The organism is Flavobacterium sp. IC2-16, assembly GCF_055521455.1.
Genome location: NZ_CM145480.1, coordinates 1,510,816 through 1,531,578 on the forward strand (window position 1 = coordinate 1,510,816; position 20,763 = coordinate 1,531,578).

A 20,763-nucleotide genomic window follows, 5' to 3' on the forward strand; every position below is an offset into this window, starting at 1 on the left:
ATGTTTTCAAAAGTCAACTTTAAGGAGTATTCGGATAAAAGGAAAAATTTCTATGACAATCTATCCCAATTTTCAATCAACACATCACAAATTAGCACCCCAATAAAAATCGACACTAAATTTATTCAGAAATTAAACACACACTTAAGCCATTTCATAGATAAACGATTAGCAAATGAAAAATTCAGTCGTGAAGATAATAAGGCTTTTAAAAACTTAATAAAAGAACATTATCCTGAAGCTTTACCTGTCTTTGAACATCGAGGCCCTACAATCTATTGGTTTAAAATAAATCATTCATCTAATACTACTAATGAAGAAATAATAAAATATTATTATAATGCTAAAAAAAGTGGTTCAGGTTGGTGGACAAAGGTAAATCCTTCAAAAAAAGATAACGCCACCCAAGTTTTATACTTAGGGAAAATCGAAACAGGTTTTGAAAATAGATTTATTCAACATATTGGACTTGGTCATAATTTTACAACTGCATTGAAATTACAGCGTTGGTTACCTCAAGATATTTCACTTTCTTTTCAATTCTTGAAACTTGAGGGAGCTATGAAACCATATCTTGAAGATATTGAAAAAGTCATGTGGGAAGAATGTAAACCATTGTTAGGTGAAGCACCAAGAATTAAATGAATTAGTATTCATATGGAAGAGCATCTAAACAAATGAAATATTATAGAACAAGTTCAATTTCAGGCTCTTCATTCCACTCTTTACCCAAAAGAATTCTACCATTAGCTTTTTTACTTCTTTTAACTCCATCTTCACCCCAAGTACCCCATTGCTTGAAAAAGAAGGCTACATTTTGCTCATCACATTGTTTTTGTATATCAATCGCCCATTCTGGATTCATTGGCCTAGCTTTATGACCACTTTCACCACCAACGATTACCCAATGTATATTTTTTAAATCTAAAACTCCTACATCACCTATTAATGGCTCAATTGATAAAAATTTTATTTCAGCATCAATATTTCGTAAGATATCAATTCTGTTTTTACTATTCGCATTCTCAACTGTAACTCCTAACCAAACATTTTTAGGTACAGTTCTTGTCTTAAAATACTCGTTTAAAATATTTTCTCTTTTGGTTAAAATTTGATATTGATGAATTGGAGTTTGTCTTATAGTTTCAAATACTTTATCTAAAAATTCAAAAGGCATATTCTCATGAAATAGGTCACTCATTGAATTGACAAAAAATTTTGTAGGTTTTTTAATTTTTTTAGGAATTTCCAACCTTTCAGGCATTATTGTAAATTCAAAACCATTTTCATAGCCAGGAGTCCCCATGGCTTGCAATCTTTTCGCCATCACTTCAGCATAGCAGTTTTTGCATCCTGAAGTAACTTTGTTACATCCAGTTGATGGGTTCCAAGTTGCATCAGTCCATTCTATTTTTGAATATTTCACTTTATTTCCAATTTAATATCTTTTGGCGGTGCTAAGGTATGGATTTTTTCAGTTTTCGTTTTAATAGCACTTATTTTCTTCTCTTTTTCTAATTTCTTTAAAACGTCATTACAGTGTTTTGGCTGACAGCCAAAATCTAAGGTTTTAAGATAAATTTTATACAATGAGGTCTCTTTTTCATTCAAAATTAAATGTTTTAATTTGTTTTCAAGTAGTCCTAGCTTTTTGATTGTATTTTCTTCTTCGAAAACAGATAATTGTCCATCAACAATCTTTTCCTCATCAATATTATAATTTGCATCTCCAGTGTGAGGGTTTATCTTCCAAGCTACCTTTAAGAATTTTTCTAACCCCAAAGTATGGTTTGAACCAAAAATCAAACCATAAATATTAATCCCTTTTTTAATGGAAAAAGGAGCTAACATATAGCTTGTATCTACCATCGATTTATAATATTCAAATACAACTTTATGAGAATGAAACGGTTTAGTATCTTCAAAACTTTCCTTTGTAATAGATAAATAATTTTTAAATTCAGGGAGCTCATTAAATCTTCTTAGATATGAAGACGATATAAAAAATATAAAGTCTGTTCTTTTGAAGCTTATCAGTTTTTTGAAAATATCATTGGTTATTTCTTTAATTCCGAATTGGTCTAGAATCATAAGTTTTGGAAGCTTGTCGTGAACAATCATTTTCGGATATAGCTCTAGAAATAGTTCTTGAAAGGGTTTATTATATGGGTGTATTTTGATTTTTTCAGTATTGTATTTTATTGTACTTATATTATTCATCAATTTTTGATATGTCTTTTCATCCTTTTCATTGTAAATAATATTTATTGTAACCTGTGTTTTTGAAATTAAATCTTCAAATTCGTTTAATACATCTAAAATAATTAATGAACTCCCTAAAGTCCCGTTTATGTCTTTCCCTTCACCTGCAAAAAAATCATAAATAAAAATATTCTGCCAATAAGTAGTTTCATTTGATGCTATAAAAACTGGCAACCATTCAGTAAGATAATTTCTAAATATTTCTAATTTGGCTTTTGTGCCGTCATCAAAAGGTTTTTCGAAGTGATTTTTTGCCATTAACTTTGCTTATAGTACTTTCTCGAACAATGTATAACAATAAATATACATCAAACAATCCCTGAATTTGGTGATTTTTTATCTAACTAAATTTGGTGATGCAAATTATTTCTAAATAACAAATAATGTCAACAAATCCATTATTCCATTACGGAAAACTATAACAAGGAAATGAATTCCTTAATGGTACATAATACGTATTTATACTGCTTTTTGATTTCAAAACTTTTATTTAGTTTTATGATTCATTATTAAGTTGTAAGCAATGCAAGGAACAAATTGGGACAAGATATCAAAATTAGCTGGAGTGAATTCAGAACTTATGAAAATGGCTAAAATAGCTAATGGTTTTACATTACCTGAAAGTGTTCGTCAAATGATTGAAACACAAAATAAAATGAAAATATTTTTTCCAAAAATTGAAATCCCTTCCTACACTTTTCCTAAATTCAACATACCTGAATTTAAACCGTTTTTAAATTTAGAATTACTTGAAAGTTTAAGAAAAATAGGTGAGTATGGTGAACGATTAAAAAACAATCCAGAATTACAATTTAGTTTTATAACTGACCTCGAAATTCTTAATTTAAAATCCGCAGAAGAATTTAAAGATAGCTTGGTAAGTGACTTAACGGATGAAGACATAAACGCTAAAGAAGAAATTCTTAATAAAAACTTGATACCATACTTAGAAAAACTTGAGCTTGACACCCTCTGGTTTGGTGCAAATTATGTCCTTGAAAACGAATTGAATCCAGATAGGCTAAGGCATTGTTTAATTTCTTTACGAACAATTTTAGAGTATTTAATAGATGACGTTTTAGCTCCAATCGAAAAACTTAAAGATGCTGAAATGTTTGAAAAAGAATTCAGGAAATATAAAAATGGAAAACAAGAACTAATTCATATACGAATCAAAAGAGAGCAAAAGATTGAGTTTTTTACATCACAATTCAAGTTTGGCGTGTTAGAAGATTTCACTAAAAATGAAATTAAATATGTTTGTGATTGTTATTCGATTTTATGCAGCGTTCATCAACCCAATATAGGAATTACTGAAAACCAAGTCCGAAGTTTAAAAGTCAAAACTGGAATAACAATTTGGTTGTTAGTTTATTTAAATGAGATTATAAATAGTTAAATAGTCTTGTTCTGAAAAAATAATTATATTTCTCTAGTTTACGATTAGTTATTCAAAAAAAATATTATGATGGCAAACACGATAAAAATACCAGCAAACCAAGATGAAATTACATTGTACTGTTTCATCGGAGAAGCCATATGTAAAATACAACATGTTGAACAAGCTTTGAATTGTTCGACTACACTTAAAATGAATCCAGATGTGACAATGGAAATAGCCGATGAATTTTTAAAACAGCAACAAAGATTAACTTTAGGTCAGGCTATTAAATTATCAACTAAAGAAAACTTATATTCTTTGGAGCTACAGCAAGAGCTTGATAATTTTTTAGTGCAAAGAAATTGGTTAGTTCACAAAGCTATATTTGAAAGCCGAGATGATTTATACAACAATGATAAAAAGGAAAAGCTATTTAGCAAAATTAAATCCATTTCAGACAAAGCAGAAAGTATTCAGGATGAAATACAATATGACATGATAAATTTTTGTTCAGTTAAGGGTAGGGATATGTCAAAAATTGTTGAGATGTTAGAATTACAAAAACAAGGAGTAAGGATTCAAATGTAATTGTGTAGGTATTTTTGGTGGAAAAGGAAAGGATGGACACGATTATGCGCCCATCCCTTTATCCCGAATGCCGTTGGAAACGGATTATTGATTTTATTATTTCTTTTTACCAATATCCAATAGGAATATTTTTATCTAGTTCAAAGAAATTACTGTCTAATTCCATTGGTTTAATTTCTGTTGCTTCCCAAATAACAATTCTATTAGCAAACTCATATTCAATCTTTAGTGGGATGGATTTCATTTGACCATATATTATATTGTAAGCATTTGAAGTACAATTTGAAAGTTTATCTGGGTTTATGTAAAAATCATTTGAAAAATAATATCTTCTAAAAGTAATAGGGGTGTCAGCATTTATTGGCTTTAACTTTAATTCGAGAATATTACATTTATGTCCCAAAACTTTTTCAGTCGATTTAATAACTTTATAATCAATAATGTCAAAATCCCTAACATTATTCTTTGAAGTAAATATTGTGTCGGAAGTATTAGTCAAAAGATAATCCCTATTTTCATTCGCAATGAATAAATTCATTTTAAAATAACAGTTATACGTTAGCCATTTTATATTGCCATTTTTAAAATAAAAATCTGATGATTTTCCAATACCTGAATAATCATAGTTTACATCATAATTTTTTTCTTTAGCTATTACTTTATGAATAAAACTAACCTTACCAACAAATTCATTTGATTTTGTCTGACTTTGTACATCTGTTATTAATAAAAGTAGAATTAAAGCAAGTATTCTTTTCATTTTTTTATTTTCAAAAATTTTAAATCAATTAATATCATAATTAAAGATACTTTTCCCAGACTTTATATAAATCATATAAACTGTTTTCTCCTTTTGTTTTATTAGCCAATCCTAAACCTAATATGTACAATAACCATATTGGATTTAGTTGGTCATTACTGAATTTAATGACCATGTGTCCATTATCAACATCTTTTTTTACTTTGGAAAAATATTGTTCCCATTTTAAGCCTTTATGGGTATGCGTGAAAACCTCTCCAAAATAAATCCCTGTATCTACCAATAATGAACGTGTTTTAGTAGTTAAATCCCAATCGTTTAAATCAATGTGGTTTGGGGTTTCAGCTCTCTTTTTAGCATATTCAGCTTCAGGTATTTTTTCAGTTTCTACATTTTGTACTAACCATTTACCAAGTTCTTTTAATGAATCAGCTGTAAAATCAGCTTCCCAATTTTCAAAACCTATAGATGTTTTTATGCATGCCTTTAGGTATGTTAACCTTAAAGTTTTATTTTCCTTAAACCAAGTCCCATATAATTTTAGCTCGTCCTTTGTCTTGGTACTAAATTCAAAATCAATGGGTAGATTGTCAATTGTTTGATACATACTTTATTTTTAATGAATAACCGCTTTTATTCCGTTTTGTTCAAGTGCTTTCAATAGTGGTGCTGATGCGCCACCTTGTCCCGTTACTGGACTTTGGAAGAAATGCCAAACTGCTCCATCAATCTTTCCTTTACCAATCAGTTCAGCATCTTTAGCAATTTGAGTAGCTACATCTTTAGTTAAGGTAGTATAACCTACTTTAGATTCGTTAGCAACACCATTTACTAATTGGTCTATAAAACGACCGCCTTGTGATGTTTTCATGTAAACTTGAGATTCTCCACCTAATAATTTAAGGGCATTCTCTCCAACTTGTCCTGTCGAACCTATTCTAGCGTATGTAGTGATTTCGGCAGTTGAAAAACTTCCAAAAGCTCTAAGGCCTTGAAATGCTCTGCCTGCAAGTTCTCCAGTTACTAAATCAGCCGCTCCATAAGCAACACCTTCCATAACAGATTTTGCAGTATATGGACTTCCTAAATTTTCGTGATTTTCTAAAGTTTTCTTCGCTACTTCAACATCGTTATAATGTTTTCTCCACTTCGCATTATTTTCATTTATTTCCTGTGCTGTCCTGTTATCTTGTCTAAAAACAGGCCCATGTTGACTTTCAGATTTAGCCTTCACTTGCATGGCTTCTGATGGGCTATATAAATTATTTGCCTGTCTGTATTCTTTACTTAATGGTCCAGATTTAGTTGCTAAACTTCCATCTTGTGTATACCATGATTCTTTCCCTTCAAGGTCAATTGATTCTACAACTCTATTTTCAGCAAAAGCATATGTTGAATTATACACATAACTTTCAGCAATAGGGTCTATCGACCAAAATCTTCCAATCGCTGGGTCATAAGTTCTATATTTAAATGGATAAACGTTAAGTCCTAGCTCGTCTTGCCACTCTCTGCCTTGGAACTTATACTTATAAGCAGGTACTGGTGGTGCAGTTGGCGGTGGGCCTTTTAATGTTATTCCTCCCGTACTTCCTTTTTGGTACATCTGCCAATCGCTGTTGTAATTGCTATGTTTTAAACCAAACGGATAATAATGGTTTTCTTCTATAATTTTTAATGTTTGCGTACTTGGGTCTACACCGTAACTTAAACGAATATTGCCTAAGTGATCGGTATAATTAAATACATAATTGTAATTGTTTATCCCATTGTTGTCGGTTACATTCACATACCCTTCTGCATGAGGGAAGAACATAAGCGAACCGTTTTTGTACTGAAATCCACTAATATAATCGGTTATTTTGGTTTCATAACCCATAAACCCTCCAACAAACTCAGGAGCGGATTTATTAACTTTTTGTCCCGAAGCCGTGTAAATATACTTAATTGTACCGTTACTCAACTCAATTTGAACCGGTAGGTTTAAATGATTATAAACGATATTGCTTATGCCTTTATTGTCGTCTGTAATCATATTTCCGTTATCGTCGTACGTATAATCATCGATTGGGTCTTCTCCTGTATTAGGATCGCTATCATCTTTAAAGCCTTCGGGCATTAAGGTACTATCGGTTACTTTGGTTAATTGGTTTCCTTTGTACGCATACGTTAAGTCATCAATTGGCAAAGCACTAATGTATTCTTGGTCGCTATCGCGGTATCCGTTACGTTGTAATGTCATGATGTTTCCGTTCTTGTCGTAGGTCATGCTTTCATTGTACGAATTCGGAATAGCAATGTTACCTCCTGGTTTTTGGTACACTGCGTTTAAAAGTCGATTTAAATGGTCGTATTCGTAACCGTATTTTCTAAGAATGTTATCGCTGGAGCTCATCCAGAACGTTTCAGAAATATTTCCGTTGTATAAGGCTTTAATTTGTCCGCTGTTTGAGTTTTCTACCGTGTTGTAATTTAACTTGAATGCAAACAAGTCGTTTTCGGTAAAATTATTGTACTCGTCGTATTCGTTAATAGATTTTAACCAACCTCTAATGTTGTATTTGTAATCTACTTTTTGCAGACTCAAAGCACCGGTTACATCCTCACCACCTACATTTTTAGTAATTAGTTGGCCCAGTTCGTCGTAGGTGTTTTTGGTAATTAATTGTTCTACACCCTCTCCAATTTGTTGGGTGTGTAATACCAAACGGTCTTGGTCGGAATATTGAAAAGTATCGGTTACTTCTAACTCGGTGTTAGTGTCTGTACGTTGATGATAGGTTTTTGTCGATTCCACTCTGCCGGTGAAAGCATCCATTTTAGTATCAAGCTGAACAATACTGCTGTTAAACTCGTTAAAAGTATGGTTGCGCACTACTCGTGATTTCTTATCGTAAAGCATATAGCTTTTTTCCCAGAACGATTCGGTGTCTGATGTAAGTACACGTGACCACACACCAGTTGGTAATCCTTTGGGTTTAATGGTAGTGTTATAATAAACCGATACTTCGTCATCGTATACCGAACTTGGTAGCGGGTCTGGAGCTCCCGGATAGTCGTAACTATCGTAATAATTGATGGTTAAAAGATAATATTCTGATTTTGGAAAAACATTATTGGCATAACCAATAATAGTACCATCGATTGCGACTCCTTCATGGTTAAGCTCGGCCAAATCGGAAGTCAAATGAGCGGTTGTAACTTGTTTTCTGCCTAAGGCTGTTGCATCAATACCATAATACCAACCGGTATAAACTACTCGGTTAAAAGCATCGTATTTGGTAACCAACCAACCGGTGTTAGTGCCGCCAAAAGGAGATAGGGCAGGTCCTGTAGCTACAACACGGTCGAGTTTGTCGTAAGCGATAAATTCCCATTGCTTACCGGGTAATTTTTTTTCAACCAAGCGATTTCTGTAGTCGTATTTGTATTGGTAGCAAAATCTTTCTAAAGCTTGAGAATCTATTAAACCTTCAGTATCCACTATGGGTGGAATTACGTAGGTTAGATTACCATAAACATCATAAACATAATAAGTGTCATGTGCATTACCCGAATTGTAGGTTCTTTTTAAAACTACTCTACCTTCTTTGTCTTTAAACTCTTGGGTAGTGTTATCATTTCCGGAAGTCCAGTTTTCATCTTTAGTTATGGTTTTGTACAATTCGCTAGGCTCATAAAATCGGCTACCATTGGCAAAACTTAATGTAGGGTTATAAACTTCATTGGTAGCATCCCATGATAGTGTAACACCATAAAAACGAACTTCTTCAGAAGCGTTGGTTTGATATTCGAATTTAATACTATGGTCTGTTCCGGTTGGGTTAAGCATCCAGTCCGTTCCGGGTGCAGCTTGTTTGTAAACTCGGTTTAATGGAGATAATTCTATTAGTTTTTCACTATACGGATTTTGGGTGTTTTCATAATACGAATTGTTATAAAAACCCAATACATCTGTGTTAGCCGATGAATTATAGTTTAACGAAGCCGAAGACTGGTTTACATATGGTAAGTAATCTTTGGTTTGACGGCCAAATTGATCGTACTCGATATGGGTAATAACATCCTTTCCGGTGTTGGATTGTTTGTGCGCAACTTTTTGAATAGGTCTGCCTAAACCATCATAATATACTACTTCTTGGATGGCATTGGTTGGGTCGGTCACATCAACACTTACTTCTGTTGACGCTTTTTTGTATGTGGTTACTTTGGTGTAATTTTGATTGGCACTTTGAGCTAAAGCAAACAAGGGCATTAGCAATACAATATAAGCTAGTTTCTTCATGGTTACTTTAGTTTTGAGGACGATAATTGTTATCAAATTCTTTTATAATATTCCCTTCGTTGTCTTTGATACTGATTAATTGATATTTTCTATCATAATCATAAGTTACTTTCATGCAATTAGGATCTCTTACCGTTTTCAATTGATTATGTTCATTGTATGTATAAGTAGTAACAAGTGAATTTGGGAAAGCTTCATGTATTGAACAATTGTTTTGTACTATTACAGTATCTTCAAGCGGAAGTTCTAAACCATTAGTTGGAGCTTGATAGTTTTCAATTTTTACAACTACTTGATTGTGTGTGTTGTAATAATAACGTGTTTTTGTCCCGTCTACTAAAGATACTTCAACTGGATTTCCTGCTAAATCATATTGCGTAAATAAAATTCGTTCTTCTAATTCATTATTTCCTTTAGCAGTAAGTATTTTTTCAGGCAAAATATAGTTTTGACTACCAAACCATTCTTTATAAAGGGTTTGCTGTTTGCCTGTTAATTCGTTATCTACATAACTTTCAATTTGTACTGGGGTTGAAACTCTGTTTTGCTGCATTAACTTTTGATATCCATTAATGTATTGCGAATCAACATTGAAATTAACTGCTTCGTCCGGATAGTAATATCGAGTCTTTTTTAAGTTTTCACCACTTGTATAGGTCTCAACACTTGTAGGAAGACCTAATAAATCACCATATTTAAAAGTTTTTATTGTTTCAATTTTTTTATATGTTGAGTCATCCTCGACATTAAAGGGAACTGGATCAATGTAGGTTTTGTTTTTAATAGAGCCTAATTTATCATTGAAGGAATAGGTTTTATAATACCCTACATAACAACTATTTATCGGTCTAACATATTCATTGTTACAAATGACATCTAAATCGCTCATACCTACAAGTGGTTTTCCTACAAAACAAACCTCTTCTGAGAAGATGGTTATATCATATTCGTTATAAGTCTCTTCAATTTTACTCAATACACCGTTATTTATCTTGTATTTTTTTAAGTATAATAAGTTTCCAGCTTGAGAAAAATGATTATCCATTTCTTTTGAAGATGCATTATCCATCATTAAAGTAAGTTGAGTAACAATTGGGCCAGATGAAGGAAGAATTGGTTGATGAGAAGGATTGTAAAATTGTCCGGCAAGGGGTCTAATTCTAGTATTAATCATATTGGGCATCATTGCATATGTTTTTTCAATCCCCCCTTTTTCAAAGTGATCACCCCCGTAACTTATGGTAACATGTTCATGTGGTTTTTTGCCGTTTGTTCTAGAATGCGTGTCGGAATACCCGCAATCTTCATCTAGAAAATATGTGGCATAATAAGGTGCTGTATTGCCCCAAGAATCCATCCAAGTATTAAATTTGGGTTGTATTGGGACTAATTCTGGCAGTAATGTAATGTCTTCATTTATTGCATTTTTAATATCAGTATAAAAATAGCGCTTATAATCTGCGGTGTTCTCATCATCGGTAAAATCAGCAACACTTTTTAAATTTACGCCAAAACCATTTACTTTTTGATATCCAGATATAATACTAAATGTAACCCCAGCTGTTAGTGGGACAGGATTTGTAATGTTAGGGTTGTAAATTTCTATTTTAACACCATAACGTTTACCTTGTTCGAAATGATATTGCGCAGGGATGCCTGTTTCAACTCTTGGCGTCATACCATTACTCATTTCAAACAAAAAAGTTTGGCCTTGTGTTATAGGTTGATCCCAATCCCATACTGTTAAGGTAGCTTTTTCATTATTGTGAGTAATTTGTACTCCAGGGTCTTGCGATGCATCCAGAACTACATTAATGTCAACGTCTTGGTCAAAAGGTATTGGGCCTCCAAATAGTAATGTTCCATCTTCTTGATAATCGGGAAGTCCATTAGAATATAAGTTTTCGTGGAATTCCCCTCGATTACGGTAGGCTTCAAAATGAAAAGTGTCATAAACTTTTTCTTTAAAAAAGTTTGGCTCATATTCGAAATGTGTTTTGCCTCCTGTAGGATAATAGATGTCTGTTAAAACACCTAAAGACGCATATTCGTAATTTGGATAACGATTAGAATAACCATTAATATTCGGACTCCATTCATAATCACATGGAGATATTAAAGCTGTATTGTTGTTGTTGCCATTGTAGTATCCCATTAAATCTTGATCAAATGACAATCGCTCAGGAAGAAGTTCTGGATGGTTGTATTCCATACGATATACTTCCTTTTTGTTTTGAAATTCTAACTCTGTTAGGTTTGTAAAGAACTCCGCTTTTTCAAGGAAGAATCTCTGAGTTTCATTTATATCTTCTTCTAGACCAATGTAACTTAAAGAAACCTCTTTGTGATACGATGGTCCATTGCTTATATTAATAGAGTTTAATATTCTAGAGAAATTTGGATTGCTGCTATGATCTGTTGAAATGAAATTTACAACTTCATTTGTACATGTATTGTATATTCTACTTAAGAATTTAGGAGCTATTACTTTTGTGGTAAAACCAGTAGTTTTTATTTGCCCCATGTGCGGCATATATAATCCAGTTTCACTATTAACTGTATAAGTTGCAGTCTGTGTAGAACTCAAACTGTATGTGTAGTTGTGGTCGAAACTGGTAATGTACTCTAGGTTAATTTGACATCCAACTGCTGGGTCAACTATTTTAGATAGATAAAATGACGTAGGAACGGGATCTTCAGTGGTTCTAGAGCCTGATAGTACCGTAGTGTTTTCGGTAAAGCTTGTTCCACCAAAGTAGTATTTCATACCATCCGGAGTAGTTATAACTAATGAATGCTCTGTTTTAAAACTACTAGCATCAATTTTTAAATTTTGACTTCTTTTGTATAAAACTGCATCAAAATTTTCATTTAAATAAAAACTTCCTGAATATCCTAAAAATGAAAAATCAAATTTATCAAATTCGGTATCATATGTATCATCTGTACATAATTGATAAATGAACTGTGAACCATCTGCACAATCCGAAGCGGTTTTACTCATCAAATCGTTATATTCGAATATGATTCGTTTTTCAGTAGGGACTACCTCGTCTGCTTTATCTTTAACAGTTCTAGATATAAGACCGCCAGCATTTAAAGTCCAATTAATACCTGTCCATGTTGGTAAATCGTTTACTTTAATACCGCAGCCGTTATATTCCAGGGAAATAGGGATGTTAATATTTCTAACAGCATAATTATGGATTGGGATAGATGCTGTGACATTACCGATATAATCATTAATCTGTATGTCTCCATACTGAGTCATTCTAAAAGCCTCGGGAGAAGGTGGGGTAAAGTTGGGAACAGTGTTTTTCATCCCTAAGCTTGTATCCACAGTCGGTTCTTCTACGCCACCTTGGCCGTAGGTAATAGTAGAAAAAAGTATAGTAGATAAAAATGATATTATATATATTTTCATATTATTTTCTTTTAATAACTTTAATAGAGTTGGTGTGCGTATTCGTTCTAATTTCTACGATGTATATTCCTTCGGGATAGTTGCTTAAATCCATAGGAATCATTCGGTCTTTAACTTCGAACTGTTGTAATTGTCTGCCCGATAAATCGTAAAGTGTTGCGGTTCCAAAATCGTACTCAAACCCAACAATTATATTGGTAAAGGCAGCGGTAGGATTTGGTGCTGCTTCAATTGGTGCTTTTGGTTTTTCGGGTTTGTCTTTGTCTTTAAGTTTTACTACCCAAAAATCATTGCTTCCTTTATTGGTATTTTTGTCTCTAGAAATTTTTCCATTAGAGGTTCCTGCTAATAAATAGCCGCCATCACGTGTTTCAATAAGTTTTTTTAGTAAGTCTTCACCGTTACTTCCAACAGTTTGTGTCCAGATTTCTTCGCCTTTATCGTTTATTTTTAAAGCGATGTAATCGTTTATGCCTTCTTTGTCTTTTTTAAGTGATCCAGTAACTTCACTTTTGGCATATCCAGCAATAAGCATCGTTTTGTCTTTGTTTTCAATAATGGAGGTTAAGATGTCTACTTGACCATAATTGTATGTTTCCTGCCAGATAATTTCACCTTTCTGGTCTAATTTGAGTACCCAAAAATCAGTTCCTTTACTGGTTTTGCTTTTGCTGTTTGTAGCTCCCGAATTAGAGTTGCCTCCCAGAACATACATGCCGTCTTGGGTTTGGATAAGGGCGCTTAGTTGGTCGTCTTTGTCTCCGCCAAGGGTTCTTTGCCATTCAATTTCTCCCTTTTCATCTGTTTTTATAACCCAATAATCTCCTTGCCCTGTATTGTTTTCTTGTTTTTCCCCAGATGCTCTAGAAGTCGAATAACCTCCTAAAAGGTAGCCTCCGTCTTTGGTTTGTATGGCGCGTTTTAATAGGTCCATTTGGGCTCCACCATATACTTTTTGCCATTCGATTTTACCGTTTTGGTCTAACTTAACAATCCAGTAATCTAAGTTACCGCGTCCGTCTTGTTCTTTTTCTCCAGATTTGTCTGAGCTTGAGGAACCACCCACTAAATAACCACCATCTTGGGTTTGTACTATGGAACTCAATTTGTCTGAGCCGTTACCTCCAATGGTTTTTTGCCACATTTCTCCACCTTTGGCATCAAGTTTAATAATCCAAAAGTCATCTTGACCTCTGGACTCTTCCTTTTTTTGTGTTCCTTTTCCGGAATTTGAAGTTCCTGCTAAAATAAAACCGGCATCTTGAGTTAATAAAATGCATTGTAGAAAATCCATTCCTTGACCGCCAAAACTTTTTTGCCAATCAAGCCCACCTTTTTCATCCATTTTCCAAATCCAATAATCTAGATTTCCTTGATTGGATTCTGTTTTATTGCCATTTTTACCTGATACAGAGCTGCCGCCTATAATAAAACCATAGTCAGGAGTGGGTTGAACATCAAATAAGTAATCGGCGTGTTTGCCTCCGTATGATTTTTCCCAAAGAATATCCTGAGAAAACATGGAAGTGAAAACCATTAAAAAAACCATTAAAAAACTTTTTTTAATAGTTAAACGTGTAGTATGATACATATGTCTAGGTTAATTCGAAATTTAAGGCTCAAAAATAAAAGACAACCATTTGATAAAAAAAAGAATCCTTTTATCAAATGGTTATTTTTCGGCAGCAAAAATAACATAATAACCGATATAATTACATCACTAAATTTAGTGATATTTGGGTCACTAATTTTAGTGATTTTTAAAATCTCATCTAACTTATTAAATTAAGAACATTCCTTAAATATTCAAGATATTTAAGTATAACTCGTTAATACATATTGGTGAATGAATTGAAAAAAGGTACTGTGAAATTGGTGTTTGATGTATTGCAATAGGTTACGCACGGCTTTTCTTTAACACATAAGCATTTTTTCTGAAGTGCAACTTATTTTGCAACCTTTATAAAATATAGAAAAAAGCGCATTTAATTTTTTTTTTAAAAGGTTGCAATAGATGTGAATATGTTTCAAGCTAAATAAAATAGCCATAAATTTATTTGGCAAACTTTTTAATCATTCTAAAATAGATGATCAACATAGTTTAGTGGAATTAACTTGATATAATAAATATGGTTAGTAAATTGATATTTCATCAAAAATATAAGAGTTGTAGATTGTAATTTATTTGATTAATTGCAATTAAAAAGTAAGAGAAATTACAAAGTAAAGAGTAAAATTCAATATTGTTTCTAGTGAAGAATTTTATAATCTTGTTTTAACTGCAGGGCTATCTAAATAACAATAATAATTAAATTGTCGGCTAATGGTTGGCTAAATTTAGAAATAAAAAAGCATAACTACATGTAGTTATGCTTTTTAAGTACCGCGGGTGGGAATCGAACCCACACACCTAAGTACACGAGTTTGAGTCGTGCGCGTCTACCAATTCCGCCACCGCGGCTTGCGGGCTGAGATGTTTTTGTGAGCATCTCTGAAATTGATTGTTTCAATTTGTGGCTGCAAATGTAAATAAAAATTCTTCAAAGAATAAAAAAATAAAAGAAAAAATTGCTTTCAGAGTTGAATTTAATTTCTAAATTTGCACCTCGTTAAAACAACACAACACTAACTAACTACACCCGAGGCGTTTACCTATATTGGGCTTTTGATGAAAATTTAGCCGAATTGTATGTAGCGAAGCGGAGTAAAAACAACGAAATAAAATGTCACACATTGAACCGGAAGCAAAGATTTTTGCATGTTCTCAGAGTGTCTATCTTGCCGAAAGAATTGCTGAACACTACGGTGTAGAGCTTGGTAAGGTTACGTTCTCAAAATATAGTGATGGTGAGTTTCAGCCTTCTTTTGAAGAATCCATTCGTGGTTTACGCGTTTTTTTGGTATGTTCTACCTTTCCCAGCGCCGACAACTTAATGGAACTTTTATTGATGATTGATGCAGCCAAAAGAGCTTCGGCACGTCATATCACTGCGGTTATTCCTTATTTTGGATGGGCACGTCAGGATAGAAAAGACAAGCCGAGGGTTCCGATAGGGGCTAAATTAGTAGCTAAATTATTAGAAGCGGCTGGAGCTACTCGAATTATGACGATGGATTTACATGCGGATCAAATTCAAGGATTCTTTGAAAAACCGGTAGACCATTTGTTCGCGTCTACTATTTTCTTGCCGTATGTAAGAGGGTTGAATTTAGAAAATTTAACCATTGCATCGCCAGATATGGGTGGATCGAAGAGAGCCTATGCGTATTCTAAATTTTTAGAATCGGATGTGGTTATTTGTTACAAGCAACGTAAAGCTGCCAATGTAATTGATACGATGGAGTTGATTGGTGATGTTCGCGGAAGAAATGTGATTTTGGTAGACGACATGATCGATACTGGAGGAACATTGGCTAAAGCGGCAGATATGATGATGGAACGTGGGGCATTAAGCGTTAGAGCGATTTGTACACACGCTATTTTATCAGGAGGGGCTTATGAAAAAATTGAGAACTCCAAAATTTTGGAATTAATCGTAACCGATTCGATTCCGTTAAAAAAACAAAGTCCGAAGATTAAAGTTGTAAGTTGTGCACCTTTATTTGCAGAAGTGATGCATATGGTGCAAAATAACAACTCCATTAGCGGGAAGTTTTTAATGTAGAATTTTATTAATTTTTAAATATTTCAAAATGAAATCAATTACGATCAAAGGATCTGAAAGAGAAAGCGTGGGCAAATCGGCAACGAAAGCGGCACGTAATGCTGGAATGGTACCTTGCGTGTTATACGGAGGAGATCAACCAGTACATTTTATCGCTGAAGAAAAAGCGTTTAAAAGTTTAGTTTACACTCCAAACGTACACACAGTTGTACTTGATTTGGCTGGTGGTAAATCGTTTGAAGCTATTCTTCAAGACATTCAAATGGACCCAGTTTCTGACCAAATTTTACACATCGACTTCTATCAATTAGATCCTAAAAAGGAAATCACTATGGAAGTGCCTGTAAAAGTAACTGGAACTTCTCCAGGGGTTTTATTAGGAGGTGTTTTACGTTTAAACCAACGTAAATTAAAAGTAAGAGCTTTACCAGCTAACTTACCTGACTTTGTTGAGGCTAACATTTCTGAATTAGAAATGGGTAACAAATTGTATGTAACTAAAATTGCTACTAACAATTTTAAATTGTTACACCCAGACAATACTGTGGTTTGTCAAGTGAGAATTTCACGTGCTGCTATGAAAGCTGCTCAAGAGGCTGCAAAAGCAGAAAAAGGTGCAAAAGGAAAGAAAAAATAATTTCTATCCCAATTATATCAAAAGTCCCGGTTTTTATCGGGACTTTTTTTATGACATTTTTTTGAAGCGAGTGTTTGTGATTTTTCAGGAATAGTATTTCCCGCTGTCCGCTATATCTTTTTCAAAAGCTTTACTGAACTTCAGTTTCTAAAAAAGGATGTCGCTACCATCGGGGCTATTGGATTGGCGAGAGTGCCTTTTTGGAAACATTTTCAAATTTCAAATTTTCAAATTCCCAAATTGCATTACTTTTGCCAAATGAAATGGTTTAATAACATCTTCAATAATGAGAAACGTTCTAGTGAGACTAGCGATTCTATGAAATCGGAGACTCTCGAATTGCATAACAAAAATAGAAACGAAGTGAGTAAAAAATTTTTAATTGTCGGCCTTGGTAATATAGGTTCTGAATATGCTAACACGCGTCACAATATTGGATTCAAAGCGGTGGACTTTTTAGCAAAACAAGAAAGCGTAGACTTTCAAACGGTTAAGCTAGGGGCAATGGCGGAATGTAAAATGAAAGGTAGAACCTTGTTTCTCTTAAAACCCAATACGTATATGAATTTGAGTGGGAAAGCTATACACTATTGGATGGAAAAAGAAAAAATAGCTAAAGAAAATGTTTTGGTTATTACAGATGATTTAAATCTTCCGTTTGGAACTATTCGAATCAAACCAAAAGGAAGTGACGGGGGCCACAACGGGTTGAAAAGCATTCAGCAAATTTTAAACACAACAGAGTATCCTAGATTCCGTTTTGGTATTAGTGATGAGTTTAAAAAAGGACAGCAAGTTGATTATGTTTTAGGGGAATGGAGCGATGAGGAAAAAAGTAAGTTGCCAGAGCGTTTAGAAATGGCTGCAAAAGCAATACAATCTTTTGTTTTAGCAGGTTTGGGCAACACAATGAGTGAATATAACGGAAAATAAAAAGAGGCGCTTAAAACGCCTCTTTTTTTATTTTATATCGATATGTAATTATTCGATAACAATTTTCTTAACCTCTTTTCTTTCACCATCTTGAACAGTTACGATATAAATACCAGACTGTACGTTAGATAATTTTACATTTTGGTTGAAAGTTCCAGTGTTTTGGTACTCGTTTTCAAATACTAAACGACCTCTTAAATCGTGTACACCAATTTTGATGTCATTTGAAGTGTTTGAAGTAAATTGAACTGTGAAGTTACCTTTGTTTGGATTAGGGTAAATTGAAAAGTTCTCTAAGTTAAAGCTTTCAGATGCAAGCGTGATTGTTGTGTCTGTGTGACAAAGTGTTAATGTTGCACTAGAAATAGTGTTTGTAGTAACTGTACTTTTTGCAGCCAAACGCCATACACCAGCAGAGTTCATTCCGTTTAAAGTAGAGAAAGAAGAAACTGGCTTGTATGCAGCACCTGAGTTTGCACCCGCACAACTGAAAGTAGCTCCTTGGTCATCAAATTTTACGTTTAATCCTGCAGTTGAATTATTACATCCAGAAGAAGGCCCATCAAAAGCAACATAATCAACTACACCAGAACCTGGTTTAACCAATCCAAATGAAACTTGGTTTGCTCTTGCAGCAGTAGAAACAATTGTTAAGTTAGCGTCAGAAATAGTGTAGCTATCTGTAATACCTGCAGCTGATGGTAAATTGTATGCAGTCCATCCAGTAGCCATTGCTACAGCTGGAGAGAATGTTCTTGTGTAATCAGTACATGTTGTAGTTGTAGTAACAACATATCCAATTGCAATGTTTTTAACGTTAACATTGAAGAAAATATTTCCAGAAGCTTTAACCATAACTCTACAGTATGGTGCTAATGTACTTGGTACAGTAATATTTTCAGATCCGTCATTCGGGGTGTTAGCAACTAATACAGTTGAGAAAGTAGCTCCATTGTCTGTTGACAATAAGATATCTACGTTAGCTCCACCTGTGCTTGTATTAGTTCCGTTTACAGCCCATGTAATAGTTTGTGTTTCACCAGCATTCCAAGTGATTCCATCTGTATTTTGCGATGTTACAGTTAACGGACCTCTTGTTGCATCAACAGTAACTGCTGTGTTTGCAAAGTTTGTTTGTCCTTGACCTGCAGCATTGTCTCTTACTGTTAATCTGAAGTTTAATGTTCTAGCAACAGAACTTAACGCTTCTACATCAATTGCGTTACCTGCAGTTGCAGTAAGTCCAGCCATTACAGTTGACATTTGAGGGAAATATCTTGTTGGGCTAGTAGTAGGTGAATACGATCTCCAGTTAGGTCCTGATGCTTTAGTAGCCATTGCGCCACTGTTTGCATTAGTTTGTAAACTCGAAGCGTTATCCATCTCTTCCCAGCAATATGTTAATGCTCCACCACCAGAATCTGTTGCAGAACCAGTTAACATAAACGGTGTGCTTTTAGGAATTGTATATGATGCTGTTGTTGTTACAACCGGAGTTCCATGTGTAATTGTTGTTGTAACTGGACATGTTTTTCCTGCTAAGTTAGTTTGAACTTGAGCAATACTAGCAGCATGAAAAATATCAATAGAGTGTGATGCAACGTCGTAACTTGTAATACCTGCGTAACCCATAATTGTTACACCTGAACCAGGCTCTACGTTAACACCGGTACCTTCATTACTCATTGAAAATGTGTGGTTTCCACCTAATTGGTGGCCCATTTCATGAGCAACATAGTCAATATCAAAATTATCTCCAGATGGTATAGCGTCAGCAGGAGATGTAAATCCACTTCCTTTGTTTGTATCAGTGGTACTAGCAGTGTCATTTACACAAACACAACCAATACAACCAGCGTTACCACCTCCACCATCAGCACCAAAAAGATGGCCGATATCATAAGCAGCATTGTTGGCAGCTAATGAAGTTGCTGCTCCAGTTAAACTTGAACTCAATGTGTTTTGTAATTCAGCATTCCATGCTCCACCAGCACCTGTTGCAGATGCAGAATAAGGGTCAGTTGCAGGGTTGTAGTAAATTACGTTTTGAGATTCGTTAATGATGTTTAAGTGTAATGCAAAATCTTTTTCGAATACTCCGTTTACACGTGTCATAGTTGCGTTAAAAGCAGCTAAAACGTTTGAAACTTGAGCAGAACTAGTAGCTCCAAAATAATTTGAATATTCACCAGTACAAGATAATGCTAAACGCATGGTTTTTAATTGACCTGCGCTTGATCTTCCCGTTGTAGGTATTTGTGAACCTAAATCAGTAACAATTTTTTTGTCTACAGTAGAACAAGTAAAAGGAAGTTTTCCTTTTTGTCTTTGTGATGTATAAACCGCATAATATCTTCCGTCTTGAGAGTATGGTTCCATGAATTCTGCAGCTTTATCAGCTCTGAAAACCATAGTTTGAATACCTCTTGGGTCAAGGCTCAAACGTACTTGTGCATATTTATCATCAATACCAACACCTACATACGAACGAATTTGAGGAAATTGAGCTTGTAATTCTGGTGTAAAATTCGAAGCCTCAAACATTTCAAAACGCTCTAATGTTCCATTAGCATTAGGAAGTGAGATAATAACTCCAGATGTTCTTGAAGTTAATCTGTCAGGTGAGTTTCTTAACACCTGTTGTAGTGGTGCAAAATCAAGTTTAAACAATTTGAAAGTTTCTGGAAATGCCTGTCTTTCAACATTTTTAGAAAGCTTTACATTGTCTACTCCTTGTGAGCTTGACCACAGTTTTTCTGTTTGTGCATGACCTTGAGAAATCATGAAAGCAGAAGCTACTGTTAAAAGTAAATTTCTTTTCATTTTTA

At 33.9% G+C, this 20,763-nt stretch carries 14 protein-coding genes and 1 tRNA gene; 6 read left to right on the plus strand and 9 right to left on the minus strand.

Features of this window, described 5'->3' with window-relative positions:
* Window positions 1-645, plus strand: coding sequence for a hypothetical protein (locus ACZ1JT_RS06865; RefSeq protein ID WP_465093103.1), 645 nt, complete (start codon window positions 1-3; stop codon window positions 643-645).
* A 40-nt stretch (window positions 646-685) separates the two neighbouring features.
* On the opposite strand, the gene ACZ1JT_RS06870 is transcribed toward ACZ1JT_RS06865, so the two are convergent.
* On the minus strand, window positions 686-1,426 hold the full coding sequence (locus ACZ1JT_RS06870) for a DUF5131 family protein (protein ID WP_465093104.1): 741 nt from the start codon (window positions 1,424-1,426) through the stop codon (window positions 686-688).
* Window positions 1,423-2,520 carry a three-Cys-motif partner protein TcmP gene (gene tcmP, locus ACZ1JT_RS06875; RefSeq protein WP_465093105.1) on the minus strand — a complete coding sequence of 366 codons (1,098 nt, stop codon included), beginning with the start codon at window positions 2,518-2,520 and terminating at the stop codon, window positions 1,423-1,425. Before tcmP ends, ACZ1JT_RS06870 begins: the two co-directional genes overlap by 4 nt.
* Window positions 2,521-2,785: 265 nt before the next feature.
* On the opposite strand from tcmP, the gene ACZ1JT_RS06880 reads away from it, so the two are divergent.
* A complete protein-coding gene (locus ACZ1JT_RS06880) occupies window positions 2,786-3,661 on the plus strand; it encodes a pPIWI-associating nuclease domain-containing protein (RefSeq protein WP_465093106.1) in 876 nt (291 codons plus the stop codon).
* Between the two features lie 66 nt (window positions 3,662-3,727).
* On the plus strand, window positions 3,728-4,231 hold the full coding sequence (locus ACZ1JT_RS06885; protein ID WP_465093107.1) for a hypothetical protein: 504 nt from the start codon (window positions 3,728-3,730) through the stop codon (window positions 4,229-4,231).
* 106 nt (window positions 4,232-4,337) lie between these two features.
* On the opposite strand, the gene ACZ1JT_RS06890 is transcribed toward ACZ1JT_RS06885, so the two are convergent.
* From ACZ1JT_RS06890 to ACZ1JT_RS06915, 6 genes are all read right to left on the minus strand, one after another.
* The gene (locus tag ACZ1JT_RS06890) at window positions 4,338-4,991 is read right to left on the minus strand and encodes a hypothetical protein (protein ID WP_465093108.1); all 654 of its coding nucleotides are present in this window, start codon (window positions 4,989-4,991) and stop codon (window positions 4,338-4,340) included.
* A gap of 40 nt (window positions 4,992-5,031) precedes the next feature.
* Window positions 5,032-5,598 (minus strand): hypothetical protein, encoded by a 567-nt coding sequence (locus tag ACZ1JT_RS06895; RefSeq protein WP_465093109.1) that lies wholly within the window; start codon window positions 5,596-5,598, stop codon window positions 5,032-5,034.
* A gap of 9 nt (window positions 5,599-5,607) precedes the next feature.
* Window positions 5,608-9,276, minus strand: a complete 3,669-nt coding sequence (locus tag ACZ1JT_RS06900; protein ID WP_465093110.1) for a DUF6443 domain-containing protein — start codon at window positions 9,274-9,276, stop codon at window positions 5,608-5,610.
* Window positions 9,277-9,283: 7 nt separating this feature from the next.
* The gene (locus tag ACZ1JT_RS06905; protein WP_465093111.1) at window positions 9,284-12,700 is read right to left on the minus strand and encodes a hypothetical protein; all 3,417 of its coding nucleotides are present in this window, start codon (window positions 12,698-12,700) and stop codon (window positions 9,284-9,286) included.
* A gap of 1 nt (window position 12,701) precedes the next feature.
* On the minus strand, window positions 12,702-14,291 hold the full coding sequence (locus ACZ1JT_RS06910) for a T9SS type A sorting domain-containing protein (RefSeq protein ID WP_465093112.1): 1,590 nt from the start codon (window positions 14,289-14,291) through the stop codon (window positions 12,702-12,704).
* A 790-nt stretch (window positions 14,292-15,081) separates the two neighbouring features.
* Window positions 15,082-15,161, minus strand: a tRNA-Leu gene (locus tag ACZ1JT_RS06915).
* Between the two features lie 262 nt (window positions 15,162-15,423).
* Here ACZ1JT_RS06915 and ACZ1JT_RS06920 point away from each other — a divergent pair.
* From ACZ1JT_RS06920 to pth, 3 genes are all read left to right on the plus strand, one after another.
* Complete coding sequence (locus tag ACZ1JT_RS06920; protein WP_465093113.1) at window positions 15,424-16,365, plus strand: ribose-phosphate pyrophosphokinase; 942 nt, start codon at window positions 15,424-15,426, stop codon at window positions 16,363-16,365.
* A 28-nt stretch (window positions 16,366-16,393) separates the two neighbouring features.
* Window positions 16,394-17,002 (plus strand): 50S ribosomal protein L25/general stress protein Ctc, encoded by a 609-nt coding sequence (locus ACZ1JT_RS06925; protein ID WP_465093114.1) that lies wholly within the window; start codon window positions 16,394-16,396, stop codon window positions 17,000-17,002.
* A 318-nt stretch (window positions 17,003-17,320) separates the two neighbouring features.
* On the plus strand, window positions 17,321-17,935 hold the full coding sequence (gene pth, locus ACZ1JT_RS06930) for an aminoacyl-tRNA hydrolase (RefSeq protein WP_465095279.1): 615 nt from the start codon (window positions 17,321-17,323) through the stop codon (window positions 17,933-17,935).
* 48 nt (window positions 17,936-17,983) lie between these two features.
* Here the strand turns inward: pth and ACZ1JT_RS06935 are convergent, their stop codons facing one another.
* Complete coding sequence (locus ACZ1JT_RS06935) at window positions 17,984-20,758, minus strand: zinc-dependent metalloprotease (RefSeq protein WP_465093115.1); 2,775 nt, start codon at window positions 20,756-20,758, stop codon at window positions 17,984-17,986.
* Window positions 20,759-20,763: the final 5 nt, after the last annotated feature.